Raw genomic sequence first — 15548 nt, 5'->3', positions numbered from 1 at the left:
TCCGCGCGCTGCGCATCGTCCATGTCCATGACCTTCCGCCTTTCCGCCCTGGCCGCGCTGGTCGCGATCCTGACCGGCTGCGCTTCGCTGGCCCCGACCGCCCTGAAGGCCACGGCTGCGGCATCGCCCGCCGCGCCGGGCCACGCGGCATCGACCCCGACGCCGTCGCGGCCCGACCCGTCGGCGCCCAAGCCCTTCGCGGAGGTGATCAAGGGTGCTGTGCAACAGGCCGGCTACTTTCCCGTGTGGCGCAAGGACGAGAAGACCTGGCTGGAGATCCCGGCCGAGCGGTTCGAGCAGCCGTTCCTGCTCTCGGCCAACGTGTCGGAGTCGATCGGCGAGCGCGGGCTGTACGGCAGCCAGATGGGGCCGTCGTGGCTGGCGACGTTCCGTCGCGTCAACAACCAGATCCAGCTTCTCGCGTTGAACACCGACTACGTCGCTACCTCGCCGGCGATGAAGGCCACCGTGGCGCAGGCCTTCTCCGACAGCCTGCTCGCGGCGGGCCCGGTGGCGAGCGCGCCGCATCCCGAACGCAAGTCGGTGCTGGTCGACGCGAGCTTCCTGATCGCCGATCTGCCCGGCTACACGGCACGCCTGGAGCGGGCCTTTCGCATCCCCTACGCGCTGGATCGGATCAACTCCTCGATCGAGAAGGCGCAGGCCGCCGAAGAGCTGACGACGCTGAACCTGCGCATGCACTTCGCCACGCCGCGGCTGCCGCTGCCACCGCTGACGCCGCTGCCGGTGCCGTTGCCCTCGCCGCCGAAGACGCTGCCCGATCCGCGCAGCCTGTTCGTCGGCTACGTCTACAGCTTCACCAGGCTCGCGGAGGAACCGATGCCCGTGCGAGACGCGGATCCGCGGGTCGGCCACTTCTTCGACACCGTCAGCGACCTGAGCACCGACCTGCGGCCCAATCCGAAACGCTTCCTCATCAACCGCTGGCGGCTGGAGAAGGCCGATGCGGCGGCGGAGATTTCCGAGCCGAAGCAGCCGATCGTGTTCTGGCTCGACAAGAACATCCCGGTCAGCTACCGCAAGGCGGTGACCGAGGGCGTGCTGGAGTGGAACAAGGCGTTCGAGCGCATCGGCTTCAGGAACGCGATCGTCGTCAAGCAGCAGCCCGACGACGCCGACTGGGACACGCTCGATGCGCGCCACGCCTCGATCCGCTGGTTCGTCGGCGCCGACGTCGGCTTCGCGCGCGGGCCCGTCCACACCGACCCGCGGACCGGGGAGATCATCGACGCCGACATCGCGATGAGCGACGTGTTCGGCCGAAGCGCACGGCGATTCCGCGTCGAGAGCGTCGGCACGTCGACGCAGACCTTCGCGACGCCGATCGAGCTGCCCGGGTCGAAGGCTGCGGCGCAGGCGTGTGAATATGCCGATGCGGCCGCCGCCGAGTTCGAGTTCGCGCTCGAACTGCTCGGCGAGCGCGGCGAGATCACGCCGGACAGCCCGGAGGCCGAGGCCTTCGCGCAGTCGGTGGTGCGCGACACCATCATCCACGAGGTCGGGCACACGCTGGGCCTGACGCACAACTTCAAGGCGTCGACCGTGTATGGCCGCGCGCAACTGCAGGACAAGAACTTCACCGAGAAGCACGGCATCTCCGGGTCGGTGATGGACTACAACGCCTTCAACATCGCGGTGGCCGGCGAGCCCCAGGCGAGCTTCAACAACGGCACGCTCGGCCCCTACGACTACTGGGCCATCGAGTACGCCTACAAGCCGTTGCCTGCGGGGCAGGAGAGGGACGAACTGGCGCGCATCGCTGCGCGCAGCAGCAGCGATCCGCTGCTGGCCTTCGCCAACGACCCGGACGCCGGCGGCAGTCCGGCCAACGACGGCATCGACCCGCTGGTCAACCGCTTCGACCTCGGCGACGACCCGCTGGCCTACTACCGCAAGCGCCTGCAGCTGTCGCGCGAGCTGTGGCAGCGGGTCCAGGCACGCACGCCGCATCCCGGCGAGGATCCGACGCGGCAGCGGCGCGTGCTGCTGGCCGGCTTCAGCGCACTGAGGGACGCGCCAGCGTTGGTGGCCAAGTACGTCGGCGGCATGTACACCGCGCGCGCCGTGCCGGGGGCGTCGGCAGCGCCGGCTTTCGTGCCGGTCGAGCCGGCGAAGCAGCGCGAGGCGCTGAGGTTCCTCGCCAGCGGGCTGTTCTCCGCCGACAGCTTCCGCTTCGAGCCGGCGTTCCTTGCCAACCTGACGCCCGACTACCGCGAGTGGGAGCGACCCGCGCTGGTGAGCATTCCCACGGCGGTGCTGCAACTGCAGACCCAGGCACTGGATCGGCTGCTCAGCCAGGGCACCGCGTCTCGGCTGCTCGACCTGCCGCTGTACGTGGCGGAGCAGGAGCGACGCGACCTCATTTCGCTGAACGAGGTCTACGGCACGCTGCAGCGCGCGGTGTGGAGCGAGCTGAAGCAGGGCGGCGACATCGACCGCCTGCGCCGCAACCTGCAACGCGAGCACCTGCGCCGCGTGCACGGCCTGCTGGTGAAGGTCAACGTGCCCCTGCCGGGGGATGCGCAGAACCTGCTGCGCCTGAACGCCACGGCGCTGCGCGACGAGATGCGCCAGGCGCTGGCACGCCGCAGCTGGGGCGTGGAGTCGCGCGCCCACCTGCAGGAGAGCCTGGCGCTTCTCGACCAGGCGCTGAACGCGTCGATGCTGCGCAGCTGAGGCGGCATCCGCCGTCGTTCGCACCCTCGAGGCCGTGATTCGTCGCGGCGACGGGTCGATGCCGTGGCGCACCCATGGCGGCCGCGCTATCGTGCCGCCATGGCCGCGACCCCGGACTCCGCAGCGCCCACCGAGCGCGCCTTCGATCGGTTCATCGCCGCGCTGAGCCTGCGGCGGGTGTTGATCGCCATCGTGCTGGCGGTGGCGGCGGCCTCGCTGCTCAACCCGGTGTTCGTCACGCCCTACCCGGTGCTGCTCGGGCGCATGCTGGTCATCGCCTTGATGCTGCTGCTGGTGTTCACGGCGGCGGGCTCGGTGTCGGTGGGCCAGGCGCCGCGCTGGCTGGTGCAGGTGATCGCGGTGGTGCTGGCTGCGCCAGTGGCCACCTATGTCGTCTACCTGCCCGCGGTGCAGGGCCAGGTGTTCGAGGTGTTGCGCCACGAAGGCCGGCTCTCCGGCTTCGTCCTGATCACCGGCACGGTGCTGGTGATCGCGCCGCTGCTGGCACTCGGTGCGCTGTACCGCGAGCGCGACGCGCAGGCGCGCAACCAGGCATTGAGCTTCGCGCTGGAGCGCAGCCAGCTCGAGCGCCAGGCGCTGGATGCGCGGCTGCGGCTGCTGCATGCGCAGATCGAGCCGCACTTCCTCTTCAACACGCTGGCCAACATTCAGGCCTTGGTCGAGTCGGGTTCGCCCCAGGCCAGCGCGGTGCTGAAGAGCCTGATCGCCTACCTGCGCGCCGCCATGCCCCGGCTGGGCGACGACAATGCCACTCTGGGCAACGAGCTGGCGCTGGTGCGTGCCTACCTGGAGCTGATGCTGATGCGCATGCCCGACCGCCTGGCCTTCGAGATCGACGTGCCGGCCGAACTGCACGGCCAGCGCTTCCCGGCCATGGCTCTGCTCACCCTGGTGGAGAACGCCATCCGCCACGGCGTCGACCCGGCCGAAGCGGGCGGGCGCATCGTCGTGCGCGCTCGCCGCGAGGCCGATGACTCGCTGACGCTGAGCGTGGCCGACACCGGGGTGGGGCTGAGCGAGAACGCCGCGCCGGGCACCGGCCTGGTCAACCTGCGCGAGCGGTTGGCGATGTTCTTCGGCGCCGCTGCGCGGCTGGAGATGGTCGAGAACGAACCGAGCGGGGTGGTCGTGACGCTGAACTGTCCGCGGCAGGTGGCACGGTGAATGCCAGCGCGCTGATCGCCGACGACGAGCCGCTGCTGCGCGAGCGGCTGCGCACGTTGCTGGCGCGCTGCTGGCCCGAGCTGACGGTGGTGGCCGAGGCGCGCAACGGGCGCGAGGCCGTGGAGCTGTTTGATCAGCACGCGCCGCAGGTGGTCTTCCTCGACGTGCACATGCCGGGCTTGAACGGCATCGAGGCGGCGCGCTCGATCGCGCGCCGTGCCCAGGTGGTGTTCGTCACCGCCTACGAACAGTACGCGGTGCAGGCGTTCGAGCAGGGGGCCATCGACTACCTCGTCAAGCCCTTCGACGAGCAGCGCCTGGCCGACACCGTGCAGCGGCTGCAGCAGCGGCTCGCGCGATCCGCGCAGGCGGTGCCGGCCAGCCTGGAGGCAGTGCTCGATGGTCTGTCGGCCGAATTAAAGCGCCGCGCCGGCGCCGCGCCGTCGTACCTGCAGTGGATCAAGGCCTCGGTGGGCCAGAGCGTGCGTTTGATCCCGGTCGAGCAGATCGCCTACCTGAAGGCCGACGAGAAGTACACGCTGGTCGTGTGGGAGGGTGGCGAGGCGCTGATCCGCAAGACCATCCGCGAACTCGCCGACGAGTTGGACCCGTCACGGTTCGTGCAGACGCACCGCTCGGTGATCGTGAACCTGCACCAGGTGGTGCAGGTCACGCGAGGGCCGAACGAGACGGCCGAGGTGCAGCTCAAGGGCCGCCGAGAACTGCTGCCGGTGAGCCGCAGCTACCTCCACCTGTTTCGCCAGATGTAGGGTCACGGCGGTCACTGGAGCTGGCGCGCGCTGGGCTCCAGCGCCGCCTCGTTCTGCGCCAGCGGCCGGTCGGCCGTGTCGCGCGTGCCGGTCACCGTGACCGTGGGCAGCATGACCATCGGCGTCGCCACCGGTGCGGGGCCGGCGTCGAACAGCGCGCTGCCGATCGCCACGGTACCGCCGGCCAGCAGGCAGAAGGTCAGCAGGGCGGAGAAGATGCGGTCGATCATGGTGGGCTCCTTCGGTTCGCGGCAAGGTGCCGCGTTGATGAGACTCTAGGAGCAGGCCCACGGCGGCGACAGCGGATTGCGACGAAGCGCGGTCCGGCGCGGATGAACTGCGCGGGCCGCCGATGCGTGGGCCGAGTCTGCCGTGCGGCGCTCGTCGCGATCGGCGGCTTCCACCCAAAAAAGAACGCCTGCGGCCCGGAGATCAGGGGGCGGCAGGCGGGGTGAAGCCGTCGCAGGGTAGGACGGCGCGGCCAGTGTGAGCATGACCCCGCCGGCGCGACAGCGCCTTGCGACGAACGGCGGAACACGCGCGGCGAGCTGCGCTCAGATCGGCGAGGTGCGCTGCATCAGCCAGTCGCGCGCCGCGCCCTCCAGCAGCGGTGCCAGGCGTTCGCGCACGGTGGCGTGGTAGTCGTTCAGCCAGGAAATCTCGTCGGCGCGCAACATCGTTCGTTCGATGCAGCGGGTATCGATCGGGCACAGCGTCAGCGTCTCGAAGGCGAGGAACTCGCCGAACTCGGTCGTGCCCGCCGGCACGTTCATCACCAGGTTCTCGATGCGGATGCCCCAGGCGCCGGGTCGGTACAGGCCCGGCTCGATGCTGGTGACCATGCCGGGCTCCATCGCCATGTGCGCGTCGGGCGTCGCCTTGGAGATGCTCTGCGGGCCTTCGTGCACGTTGAGGAAGTAGCCCACGCCGTGGCCTGTGCCGTGGCCGTAATCCAGGCCCTGCTCCCACATCGGCGCACGCGCGATGGCGTCGAGCATCGGCGACAGCGTGCCGCGCGGGAACTTCGTCCGCGACAGCGCCATCGTGGCCTTGAGCACCTGCGTGTAGTCCCGCCGGTGCGCCTCGGTGATCCGGCCGATCGGCCAGACGCGGGTGATGTCGGTGGTGCCGCCGAGGTACTGCGCACCGGAATCGATCAGCAGTAGGCCATCGCCTTCGATGACCGCGTGCGATTCGGGCGTGGCGCGGTAGTGCGGCATCGCGCCGTTGGCGTTGAATCCGGCGATGGTGTTGAAGCTCAGGCCGACGAAGCCGGGGCGGCGTGCGCGCGCCGCAGTCAGCCGCTCGTCGATGGTCAGCTCGGTGATGCGTTCGCGGCCGAGCGCCGACTCGAACCAGGCGTAGAACTCGCACATCGCCGCGCCGTCCTGCATCATCGCGGCGCGGATGTGCGCGGCCTCTGCCGGGCTCTTGCGGCTCTTCAGCAACGTGCTCGGATTGATCGCCTCCAGCACCGGCCCCTGCACGCGCTCGCGCAGGCCGAGCGTCACGCGCTTCGGGTCGAGCAGCACTGTCGCGTCGGCCGGCAATCGGCCGAGCGCGGCCGCCGCGTCGCCATAGGGTGCGAGCGTCACGCCGTCGGCCGCGAGTGCAGCCTGCAGAGCGGCGTCGATCTTGCCCTCGCCGACGAAGAGGGTGGCGCCGCCGGGCGCGAGCAGCAGGTGGGCGAGGAACACCGGGTTATAGCTGACGTCGGAGCCGCGCAGGTTCAGCGTCCAGGCGATGTCGTCCACCGTGCTGATCAGGTGGTGCGAGGCGCCTTGCCGCGCCATCGCCTCGCGCAGCTGCACGAGCTTGGCGGCGCGAGACATCGGCGCCTCGGGCGCCCGATGTTCGTAGACCGGCGCGGCCGGCAGGGCGGGACGGTCCGGCCAGACCTCGGCGAGCAGGTCGAGGTCGGTGCGCAAGGCCACGCCCGCCTTCTCCAGTGCCGCACGCAACTGCTGTGCGGCGGCCAGCCCGAGCACGTCGCCGTCGACCGCCACCGTCTCGCCGGCCTTGGCCTCGCGCGCCAGCCAGTCGACATGGTGCGTCGCGGTACCGGTGGGGATCCTCACCAGCTCGATGCCGCTGCCCGCCAGCTCGGCTTCCGCCTGCACCCAGTAGCGGCTGTCGGCGAACAGCGCGACCTTGTGGCGCGCCACCACCAGCGTGCCCATCGAGCCGGTAAAGCCTGAGAGCCATTGCCGGCCTTGCCAGCGCTCGGGCAGGTACTCCGACAGGTGCGGGTCCGAGGAGGGGACGAGCAGCGCGGCCAGCCCCAGTCGGGCCAGCGTCTCCTGCGTCTTTGCGATGCGTGCCCGGTAGGGCGAGGTGCGGGTGTCCATGGGCGGATTCTAGGAGTGGAGCCCCGATGCCTGCAGGCGCCGTCGCACCAGGTGGATGTGGCTGCGCAGCGAGTACAGCTCGTCGGCATAGGACAGCGGCACGGTGATCTTCCCGGCGCGCTCCTCCAGGCGGTCGAGGTCTTCGATCAGTTCGGCGGTCGGGCGTTCGCCCAGCGACTCCTCCAGCCGGCGCAGTTGCCCGTACCAACGGAAGATGCGCGAGCGCACGCGGAACTCGTACAGGGGCGGCACCACGCGCGACAGCGGGATGAGGATGGCAATGATCGACACCATCACCACCCACATGCGGTCGATGAGGTTGGCGATCCAGAACGGCAGGTAGCGCTGCAGCAGCGGCGGGCCGCTGCGGTAGAAGCGCTCGGCCTCGGGCGCCAGCGTGCGCTCGGTGTTCTCGATCGACGGAAACGTGCCCCTGCGCTGGAACCACCCGGCGCCGCCGTGGATCTGCCGAGCCGCCTGCACGAACAGCTGCACCAGCGCCGGGTGCAGTGACTCCTTGGCCACCAGCGTGGCGGTGGGCGCGATCAGTCGGATGTTGGCCGGTGGCATGTCGCGCGCCAGGTCGACCACGCCGCGCGGCAGCAACACCGGGCTGATGAAGGGGAAGCGGCGCGAATAGGCCTCGGACTGCGGGAAGTCGAGCAGCCGCACGCCCGGCGTCTGCAGCAGCATCTGCACCAGCGCCGACTCGGGCGCCGAGGCGAACACCAGGGCGTCGATCTCGCCGGCGAGCAGCGCCACCACGGCCGGCGTGGAGGGCTTGCTCACCAGCGTCAGCGACTCCGGCGCGATGCGGTTGGCCTCGAGCAGGCGCTTGACCAGGTTCGGCACGCCGCTGCCCGGCGCGCCGATGTTGAGCGTCCAGTCGCCGGGCCGGGCCATCTCCGCCAGCGATTCGATCTCCGGCTTGCCGACGGCGCGCTGCGCCGACGCCTCGCGGAAGAACAGCCACACCGGCTCATGGAACAGGCTGCCGAGCGACTCCAGCCCGGCGTTGGCAGACTCGGCATCGGCGGTGCTGGCGTACTCCACGTCGGCGCCGCCCTGCACGAACGCCAGATCGACGCCGGAGTCCGGGTCGCGCAGCAGCTTCAGGTTCTCGGCCGCGCCGGCGCTGCTGCGCAGCTCGACCTCGATGCCGTGCTCCTTGAGCAGCTTGGCGTAGCGCTTGCCGAACTCGGCATAGGCGCCCTGGTCGGCGCCGGTCGCCAGCACCACCTTCTTCGGCGGATTCGGGTCCAGCACCTTGTAGGCAAGCAGCAGCAGCAGCAGCGCAAGCAAGACGAAGGGGCCGGCGGTGGCGAGCAGGTCGCGCAGCGAGAGCAGGGTGTGGCGAAGGGCTTGCGGCATGGGCGGCGGTGCGGCGGCAGCGGCGATGCGCGACGATAGCGCGCGGCGGGGCGAACGCGTTCACCAACCGTAACGGGCGCGCATGGTCAAATGCGGCCGCTTCGCACTCCCCTGGCCATGACACGAACACTGGACACCACCGAACTCAACGAGCTGATCGGCTCGCTGTTGCAGCGCACCGCGCTGACCGAACTGGCCGTGCTGGCCGGCTGCTTGCTGCTCGCGTGGGGAATCGTTCGGCTGCTGCGCGGCCAACGAGTCGCGACCGGATCGATCTGGTTCGGCGAACGCGTCATCGACGGCGTGCTGTTCCCGGCGATGGCGCTCGCGCTGGCCTTCGGCGCGCGCTTGCTGCTCGCCGGCACGCTGAAGATCGCGGTGTTCAAGCTGGCAATCCCGATCCTGCTGTCGCTGCTGGTGATCCGCCTCGCGGCGCGCGTCCTGCACGTCACCTTCCCGACCGCGCGCTGGGTGCGCATCATCGAGCGCACGGTGTCGTGGATCGCCTGGCTCGCGGTGGTGCTGTGGATCACCGGCGTGCTGCCGCTGCTGCTCGAGGCGATGGACGAGATCCGCTGGACGGTTGGCGGGACCCAGCTCTCGCTGCGCAACGCCGTCGAGGGCACGCTGACCGCCGCGCTGGTGCTGGTGGTCGCGCTGTGGATCTCGGCCGCGATCGAGAAGCAACTGCTGCGCGGCAGCGGCGACGACCTGTCGATCCGCAAGATCGCCGCCAACCTGGTGCGCGCCCTGCTGCTCTTCATTGGCCTGCTGCTGGCGATGTCCGCGGTCGGCATCGACCTCACCGCGCTGTCGGTGCTCGGCGGTGCGCTCGGTGTCGGCCTGGGCTTCGGCCTGCAGAAGATCGCCGCCAACTACGTCAGCGGCTTCGTCATCCTCGCCGAGCGTTCGCTGCGCATCGGCGACATGGTGCGGGTGGACAACTTCGAAGGCCGCATCACCGACATCCGCACCCGCTACACGGTGATCCGCGCGCTCTCCGGACGCGAGGCCATCGTGCCCAACGAACTGCTCATCACGCAGCGGGTCGAGAACCTGTCGCTGGCCGACATGAAGGTGCTGCTCACCACCACCGTGCAGGTGGCCTACGGCACCGATGTGCGTGCGCTGCAGCCCAAGGTGGTCGCGGTCGTGGCGGGGGTGCCGCGGGTGGTGGCGGAACCGGGGCCCTCCTGTCAGCTCGCCGAGTTCGCTGCGGACGGCATGAACCTGAACGTTCTGTTCTGGATCGCCGATCCCGAGAACGGCCAGGGCAACGTTCGCTCCGACGTCAACCTTGCGGTCCTCGACCTGTTCGCCCGCGAGGGCATCGAGATCCCGTTCCCGCAGCGGGTGGTGCGCCAGGTCGGCGCGACCGCGCCGGCGGCGAAGGGCGACGCGTGAGACCCTGGCGCGCGGCGCTGGCCGGCCTCGCGCTCGCGCTGGCCGCCTGCGGCAGCGCGCCGCCGCTCGACGCCTCCGCCGCCAGGCCGGCCGCGCCCGAGGCTGCCGGCGGATTCGTCGACAAGCCGGGATGGACGGCCGCGCGCCACATGGTGGCTGCGGCGCATCCGCTGGCCGTGCAGGCCGGTGTGCAGATGCTGCGCGAGGGCGGCAGCGCGGTCGATGCGGCCGTTGCCGCGCAGATGGTGCTGGGGCTGGTGGAGCCGCAGAGCTCGGGCCTCGGCGGCGGGTTGTTCCTCGTCCACCACGACGGCCGCCGCGTGCAGGCCTTCGACGGCCGCGAGACCGCACCGGCCGCCGCGGGGCCTGGGCTGTTCCTGCGCGAGGGGCGGCCGATGCCGTTTGCCGAGGCGCTGGTGGGCGGCCGGTCGGTGGGCGTACCCGGCGTGCTTCGCGCGCTCGAGCTGGCCCACCGCCAGCACGGCCGGTTGCCCTGGGCAAGATTGTTCGAACCGGCGATCGAACTGGCCGATCGCGGCGTGCCGGTCGGCGCGCGGCTGGCGATGCTGCTGCGCGAGCGGGACGCTCGCGCGCTGCGCGATGATCCCGAGGCCGCGGCGCTGTTCTTCGACGCGCAGGGCGAACCGTTGCGCGAGGGAGCGGTGCTGCGCAACCCGGCGCTGGCCGCCACGCTGCGCGGGATCGCGCAGCGGGGTGCCGACGGCTTCTACCGCGGCGAGATGGCTGCCGCCATCGCCGTCAGGGTGCGCAGCCACACCCGCAACCCCGGGCTGCTGGGCGAGGCCGACCTCGCCGCCTACCGTGCCGTCGAGCGCACGCCGATGTGCTTCGCCTACCGCCGCTGGCGCGTCTGTGGCATGCCGCCGCCTTCGTCGGGCACGCTGGCCGTCGGGCAGATCCTCGGCATGCTCGAAGGGCGTGACCTGGCCACGCTGAAGCCCGTCCCTGCACCCTGGGGGCGGGAGCCGGCACCCGAAGCCGTGCACCTGATCAGCGAGGCTGGTCGGCTCGCCTTCGCCGACCGTGCGCGCTACGTTGCCGACCCCGACTTCGTGCCGCTGCCCGGACTGGGCGCGGCCACGCTGCTCGACGCGCACTACCTGCGCCAGCGCGCGGCGCTGATCGGCGAGCGCAGCATGGGCCGCGCCTCGCCCGGTACGCCGCTGTCGCCGGCGGTCAGCCTCGCCGACGATCGCAGCCCGGAGTTCGCCTCGACCACGCAGGTGTCTGTGGTCGACGGTTTCGGCAATGCGCTGTCGATGACGAGCACGATCGAGAACGCCTTCGGTGCGCAGATCATGGTGCGCGGCTTCCTGCTCAACAATCAGCTCACCGACTTCTCCTTCGTGCCCGAAGTCGACGGCGTGCCGGTGGCCAACCGCGTACAGGGCGGCAAGCGGCCGCGCTCGTCGATGGCACCGCTGCTGGTGTTCGAGCGCGACAGCGGCGAACTCGCCGTGTCGCTCGGCTCGCCCGGTGGGCCGGCGATCATCAACTTCGTCGCCAAGTCGCTGATCGCCACGCTGGACTGGGGGCTGGATCTGCAGCAGGCGATTTCGCTGCCCAACTTCGGCTCGCGCAACGGGCCGACGGAACTCGAGGCGGGGCGATCGAGCGAGGTGCTGGCCCAGGCGTTGCGCCGGCGCGGCCATGCGCTGAACATCGTGCCGCTGACCAGCGGCGTGCAGGGCATCCAGCGCCGCAGCGGCGGCTGGTTCGGTGCCGCCGACCCGCGCCGCGAGGGCATCGCGGCGGGCGACTGATCAGACCGCGACGCGCGACAGCATCAGCGCCTGCAGCCACAGCGCCGAACGCGACGGCGTCTCCAGGGTGCGCGGGCGCTCGTGGCGCAGCCCGATGGCGACGCGGCCGGTCCACCACACCAGCCGGCCACTGCCGGGCAGTACCACCGGGCCGACGTGGCCAGGTGGAATCGTCACCGGCAAGGTGTCGCCGTGAAGCTGGATGGCCGTCGCTTCGCGCGGGGCCGGAACGGATGACAGCATGATCGGCTCCTGCAGAGGAAAGTGCCGCCATGGTCGGTGCAGACTCCGCGCCGCGCACCGCCGCGCCTGCGGGGGGTGCGTCCTTCGAACGAGGGATGGCCGGCTCAGCCGCGCAGGCAGCCACCGAGCAGGGCGGGGTGGTTGCCGGTCATGATCGTGATGCCGTCAACGCCGGGGCCCAACGTCTCGACGCGCAGCACGCTGCGTGCCGGCACGCTCAGGCGGAACACGCCGTCGGCACCGCTGGCGCCGCTGGCGACGAGCCTGCCATCGCTGTCGAGTGCCTGCACGGGCCGGGCCATCGGCCGGTCCTGCGCGTCGACGACACAGCCTTCGAGGCCGACCTGCGCCGGAGTCGGCGCCTCTTCGAGGCCGAAAGTACTCGCCTCGATGCGCATCGATTGCCAGTCGCCGCCGCCGCCGCAGGCGATCAGCGCGAGGCAGGCCAGCAGCGCAGCGGCCGTGGGGGTCATGACATGCATGGTGTGCTCCGAGTCTTTCCCATTGGGGGTCAGTGCGAGCCGGCGGCGCGCGGCGGCAGGCTCTTCAGGTGCAGGAAGGTGGCCGCGAGGTCGACGTCGCTCATCTCGCGCAGCGCGCCGAAGGGCATGACCTCGCTGACGGCGCTGCCGTCGGGGCGGCGACCGCTGCGCATCATCGCGACGAAGGCCTCGGCGTCGGCGTAGCGGGCCATTGCCGAGCCCTCGCCCGACGTGAGGTTGGCCGCCGCGGGCCACTCCGGCGGCGCGCCGGGGATGCGCCCGCCCGAGAGCCCCGGTCCATGGCAGCCGACGCAGGCGTTGGCCACGTAGGCACCGTGCGTCGCCGTCACTGCCTCCGGCACCGGGGTCGAGGGCGGCAGCGCATGATCGATCTTCTCCGCCGCATCGCGCATGACGCCGGCGCCGTAGAAGGTGCGCACCAGCGCGGGCAGGCGAATCTCCGCCGGACCGCCCTCGGCGGGCGGCATCTGGCGCAGGTAGGCCACCAGCGCGGCGAAGTCGTCGTTGGTGAGGCGGTTGTAGTCCTCGCTGGGCATGATCAGCAACGGCCGACCACCCGGCGCGACGCCGTGGCGGATGGCGCGGTCCCAGTCGTCCAGGCGGTAGGAGGCCACCGCCGCGCCGCGCGCCGGCGTGATGTTCGGCGCGTGCAGGTGCAGTCCCTTGCCGTCGTCGACGAAGGTCCGGCCGGCGCCGTCCTTGCCGTGGCAGTCGGTGCAGCCGCGCGAGCGGAACAGGTAGCCGCCGCGCTCGACCGCGGCGGCGTCGCTGCGCGCGGCGACGCTTTGCAGCTGCACCTCGACGCGGCGCTCGGCCTTGCGGTGTCCGTTGGCGAACAGCAAGGCGGTGGCGGCAACCAGTGCCGCGATGAGGATGAGCAGGCCGTAGCCGGCCCGCACGAGCCAAGTCTTCATGAGGCGACCTCGTGGGGTGCTGGGCTCAGCGCACGTTCACCAGGCCCGGCACCTGCGGCACGCCGATGGCGCGTGCCAGCTTGTCCCAGGCAGCGTCATCGAGGTGCGGGCGCACGATGTCGAGCACGGCCTGGAAAGCCTGCGCCGGCGCGCCGGCCTTCATGCCGCCGAGCACCTGCGCGCGCTCGGCCGGGCTGCTGGCCGGGATCATCCAGCGCATCACCTCCATCGTTTCCGAGGGCGGCAGGCTGGCAAGAATGCGCTGGTGCAGTTCCAGCAGCTCGGCGTCGCTGTAGTTCGCCCACAGCGCGGCGTTGTTCTGCGTCTCCTCGACGTTCATGTGCTGGAAGTTGTCGGCGACGAACAGCGCCAGATGGCGGTACAGGCGCAGTGCCAACGCCGGGCGGCCGGCGTCGCTGGCCCGGGCCAGCGCACGGGCGTCGGCGCGCAGCGCGTCGATGTGCTCGAAGTGCTCGACATGGTCACCGGCGGTGCGCGACGCGCCGCCGGGCTGGCGAGCCTCGATGGCGGCGTGCACGAAGTCGTTCTCGTGGTGGATGTGGTTCACGCACAGCGCCATCAGGTCCTCGAACTGGCCGAGCGTGCGGGCCAGCTCGGCGCTGTCGTTCGGGTCCATGCGGCCGACACGGTGCAGCGTGTCCGTCATGAAATGACGCAGGGCCTTGTGGATGCCGACGTACATGTCCAGGCGAGCGGTGGTCATGGCGGGGGTGCGGGAGGCGGTGGCGGTGTTCATGGTCGGTTCCTGGTCGCGGTGTCTGGAGGGTGTGGGAGGCAGCCGCATTCGTTCGCGGCTTGATCGGAAGTGTTCCTTTGTGTTCGTTTTCGGGCATCGCCCGGAGGAGCCATTCGACGGGCCATGGCGGGCCAACCTCCGGCTGGGGGGCATGGCCCGGCCGGCTCAGATCTCCTCGAACTTCCAGCTCAGCCGTGCCTTCACCGAGCCGTCGTTGCGGCCGCGGCCCCCTTCTGGGGACGAAGACAGCGGCAGCGTGGCGCTGGCGTTGCCGGCCCGTGGTGCCTGCCGCGTGCGCTCGGCCACCCACTGCGCCACCGGTGCCAGGCCTGCGAGACGGTCGACACTCTTCGTGCTTCGACCGCGCTCGGTGTGCACCGCGGTCACCATCGGCTCGGGCAGGACGAAGCCGGCGTCGGTGCTGATGGTGTGGGTACGCAGGTCCAGCACCAGGTTGAAGCTCAGGCAGAGCAGGCGCAGCTCGTCGGCCGACAGCGGCGCCGGGCTCCCGCGGGCGATGCGCCATGGCACCGGCCCCTGCACGTCGGCGTAACGGCCTTCGATGGTCTCGTCGACGCTGACCTCGACCTTCGCGTCGCATCGATCGATGCCATGGAAGCTCAGGAAGCGGGCATCCTCCTCGTCTGCTTCCACCTTCGCCGTCTGGCCATGGCGGATCAGCTGCGCCTGGTGAGCCGGGTCGGTGCTGACCTGCGCAGCCACCTGCGGCATCAGCATGCGCATCAGGCAGTCGCGATCGGCTCCGCAGGCAGCCTGGGCCTGGCGCGCCAGCGTCATCTGCGCCGCCGGGTCCATCGGCGCGGGCAAGTTCGCCTGCGGCTTGCGCGACTGCGCTTCGGCGACCTGTGCCTGCACCTGGGCGGAGCGGGCCATCATGCCCTGCGCATAGTCGGGCGCCTTGGTGTTCACCGACATCGGCTCGCCGTCGGCGCGCAGGAAGGTGACGACGCGGTAGCGGCGCTTCAGCGTCGTCTGGCCGGAGTCGCCGGCGTCCTGCCAGCGGCTCGCGCCGTCGAGCTGCAGCTCGATCGTGAGCCGCGCGCGGCGTTCGCCGGCCTGCGCCGGCATCAGCAGCGACCAGCCCAGCAGGGCGAGCAGCAGCGGGATCCGCAGGGCGGCCGGCAGCAGCGGCTGCGTCGGGTCGATGTCGTGGTGGGGGTTCATGGGGCGCTTTCCTCGGGGGCAGTGGGGATGGCGTCGTCCACCGGCCGCGGCGGTCGTGTGCAGACCCAGAACAGGTGCAGCGGCGCGCCGCCGTTGTTGGCAACGTGGAAGCTGCAGCCGGGCGGGATGAGCAGCGAGCACGGCGACTGGAAGCGCTGCGGCCCGCCGTCGAGCAGCAGCTTGCCGGCGCCCGCGTGCGCGACGGCGACCAGCTCCCCGTCGTGGCGCATCTCGCGCGTCGCGGCGCCCGGCTCCAGCGTGCTCATCCAGACCACGAAGCCGGCGATGCCCTGTTCGCGACAGGCCGCGACGAGGCGGTGCTCGCCGTGATTGCGCTCGCAGCGCAGGTGGGCGTGGTGGACGATGTGCATGTGCGGCTCGCCAGCG

Annotated in this window: 14 protein-coding genes; 5 read left to right on the top strand and 9 right to left on the bottom strand. The window is 71.1% G+C overall.

The window, feature by feature from the left end; all coding sequences use genetic code 11:
- Positions 1–27: 27 nt before the first annotated feature.
- From Q0599_RS13720 to Q0599_RS13710, 3 genes are all read left to right on the top strand, one after another.
- A complete protein-coding gene (locus Q0599_RS13720) occupies positions 28–2697 on the top strand; it encodes a zinc-dependent metalloprotease (protein ID WP_298830277.1) in 2670 nt (889 codons plus the stop codon).
- A 99-nt stretch (positions 2698–2796) separates the two neighbouring features.
- Positions 2797–3882 carry a sensor histidine kinase gene (locus tag Q0599_RS13715; RefSeq protein ID WP_298830276.1) on the top strand — a complete coding sequence of 362 codons (1086 nt, stop codon included), beginning with the start codon at positions 2797–2799 and terminating at the stop codon, positions 3880–3882.
- Positions 3879–4652 carry a LytTR family DNA-binding domain-containing protein gene (locus Q0599_RS13710; protein WP_298830275.1) on the top strand — a complete coding sequence of 258 codons (774 nt, stop codon included), beginning with the start codon at positions 3879–3881 and terminating at the stop codon, positions 4650–4652. The genes Q0599_RS13715 and Q0599_RS13710 overlap by 4 nt, the downstream gene beginning before the upstream one ends.
- Before the next feature lie 11 nt (positions 4653–4663).
- On the opposite strand, the gene Q0599_RS13705 is transcribed toward Q0599_RS13710, so the two are convergent.
- The 3 genes from Q0599_RS13705 to Q0599_RS13695 all read right to left on the bottom strand — a co-directional run bounded on the left by Q0599_RS13705 (position 4664) and on the right by Q0599_RS13695 (position 8371).
- The gene (locus Q0599_RS13705; protein ID WP_298830274.1) at positions 4664–4882 is read right to left on the bottom strand and encodes a hypothetical protein; all 219 of its coding nucleotides are present in this window, start codon (positions 4880–4882) and stop codon (positions 4664–4666) included.
- A 324-nt stretch (positions 4883–5206) separates the two neighbouring features.
- Positions 5207–7000, bottom strand: coding sequence for an aminopeptidase P family protein (locus Q0599_RS13700; protein ID WP_298830273.1), 1794 nt, complete (start codon positions 6998–7000; stop codon positions 5207–5209).
- Between the two features lie 9 nt (positions 7001–7009).
- Positions 7010–8371, bottom strand: a complete 1362-nt coding sequence (locus tag Q0599_RS13695; RefSeq protein WP_298830272.1) for a TAXI family TRAP transporter solute-binding subunit — start codon at positions 8369–8371, stop codon at positions 7010–7012.
- A 117-nt stretch (positions 8372–8488) separates the two neighbouring features.
- Between Q0599_RS13695 and Q0599_RS13690 the strand changes: the two genes are divergently transcribed.
- Positions 8489–9775 carry a mechanosensitive ion channel domain-containing protein gene (locus Q0599_RS13690; protein ID WP_298830271.1) on the top strand — a complete coding sequence of 429 codons (1287 nt, stop codon included), beginning with the start codon at positions 8489–8491 and terminating at the stop codon, positions 9773–9775.
- Positions 9772–11559, top strand: coding sequence for a gamma-glutamyltransferase family protein (locus tag Q0599_RS13685; RefSeq protein WP_298830270.1), 1788 nt, complete (start codon positions 9772–9774; stop codon positions 11557–11559). Before Q0599_RS13690 ends, Q0599_RS13685 begins: the two co-directional genes overlap by 4 nt.
- Here Q0599_RS13685 and Q0599_RS13680 read toward each other — a convergent pair whose 3' ends face one another.
- From Q0599_RS13680 to Q0599_RS13655, 6 genes are all read right to left on the bottom strand, one after another.
- Positions 11560–11802, bottom strand: a complete 243-nt coding sequence (locus Q0599_RS13680) for a hypothetical protein (protein ID WP_298830269.1) — start codon at positions 11800–11802, stop codon at positions 11560–11562.
- Between the two features lie 104 nt (positions 11803–11906).
- Complete coding sequence (locus Q0599_RS13675; RefSeq protein ID WP_298830268.1) at positions 11907–12284, bottom strand: hypothetical protein; 378 nt, start codon at positions 12282–12284, stop codon at positions 11907–11909.
- A gap of 29 nt (positions 12285–12313) precedes the next feature.
- On the bottom strand, positions 12314–13219 hold the full coding sequence (locus Q0599_RS13670) for a c-type cytochrome (protein ID WP_298830267.1): 906 nt from the start codon (positions 13217–13219) through the stop codon (positions 12314–12316).
- A gap of 25 nt (positions 13220–13244) precedes the next feature.
- Positions 13245–13976, bottom strand: coding sequence for a hypothetical protein (locus tag Q0599_RS13665; protein ID WP_298830266.1), 732 nt, complete (start codon positions 13974–13976; stop codon positions 13245–13247).
- Between the two features lie 165 nt (positions 13977–14141).
- Positions 14142–15161, bottom strand: coding sequence for a hypothetical protein (locus Q0599_RS13660; RefSeq protein ID WP_298830265.1), 1020 nt, complete (start codon positions 15159–15161; stop codon positions 14142–14144).
- Entirely contained in the window at positions 15158–15532 is a 375-nt protein-coding gene (locus Q0599_RS13655; protein ID WP_298830263.1) for a cupin domain-containing protein, read from the bottom strand. Before Q0599_RS13655 ends, Q0599_RS13660 begins: the two co-directional genes overlap by 4 nt.
- Positions 15533–15548: the final 16 nt, after the last annotated feature.

Source organism: uncultured Piscinibacter sp. (assembly GCF_937952055.1).
Lineage (GTDB): Bacteria > Pseudomonadota > Gammaproteobacteria > Burkholderiales > Burkholderiaceae_C > Piscinibacter.
This window is presented reverse-complemented; position numbering and strand designations above follow the sequence as displayed.

Coding starts and splice junctions, on each gene's coding strand:
- Q0599_RS13690 (WP_298830271.1), top strand. CDS start 8,489: ATGACACGAACACTGGACACCACCGAACTCAACGAGCTGATCGGCTCG.
- Q0599_RS13715 (WP_298830276.1), top strand. CDS start 2,797: ATGGCCGCGACCCCGGACTCCGCAGCGCCCACCGAGCGCGCCTTCGAT.
- Q0599_RS13695 (WP_298830272.1), bottom strand. CDS start 8,371: ATGCCGCAAGCCCTTCGCCACACCCTGCTCTCGCTGCGCGACCTGCTC.
- Q0599_RS13700 (WP_298830273.1), bottom strand. CDS start 7,000: ATGGACACCCGCACCTCGCCCTACCGGGCACGCATCGCAAAGACGCAG.
- Q0599_RS13660 (WP_298830265.1), bottom strand. CDS start 15,161: ATGAACCCCCACCACGACATCGACCCGACGCAGCCGCTGCTGCCGGCC.
- Q0599_RS13675 (WP_298830268.1), bottom strand. CDS start 12,284: ATGCATGTCATGACCCCCACGGCCGCTGCGCTGCTGGCCTGCCTCGCG.
- Q0599_RS13665 (WP_298830266.1), bottom strand. CDS start 13,976: ATGAACACCGCCACCGCCTCCCGCACCCCCGCCATGACCACCGCTCGC.
- Q0599_RS13655 (WP_298830263.1), bottom strand. CDS start 15,532: ATGCACATCGTCCACCACGCCCACCTGCGCTGCGAGCGCAATCACGGC.
- Q0599_RS13720 (WP_298830277.1), top strand. CDS start 28: ATGACCTTCCGCCTTTCCGCCCTGGCCGCGCTGGTCGCGATCCTGACC.
- Q0599_RS13705 (WP_298830274.1), bottom strand. CDS start 4,882: ATGATCGACCGCATCTTCTCCGCCCTGCTGACCTTCTGCCTGCTGGCC.
- Q0599_RS13680 (WP_298830269.1), bottom strand. CDS start 11,802: ATGCTGTCATCCGTTCCGGCCCCGCGCGAAGCGACGGCCATCCAGCTT.
- Q0599_RS13670 (WP_298830267.1), bottom strand. CDS start 13,219: ATGAAGACTTGGCTCGTGCGGGCCGGCTACGGCCTGCTCATCCTCATC.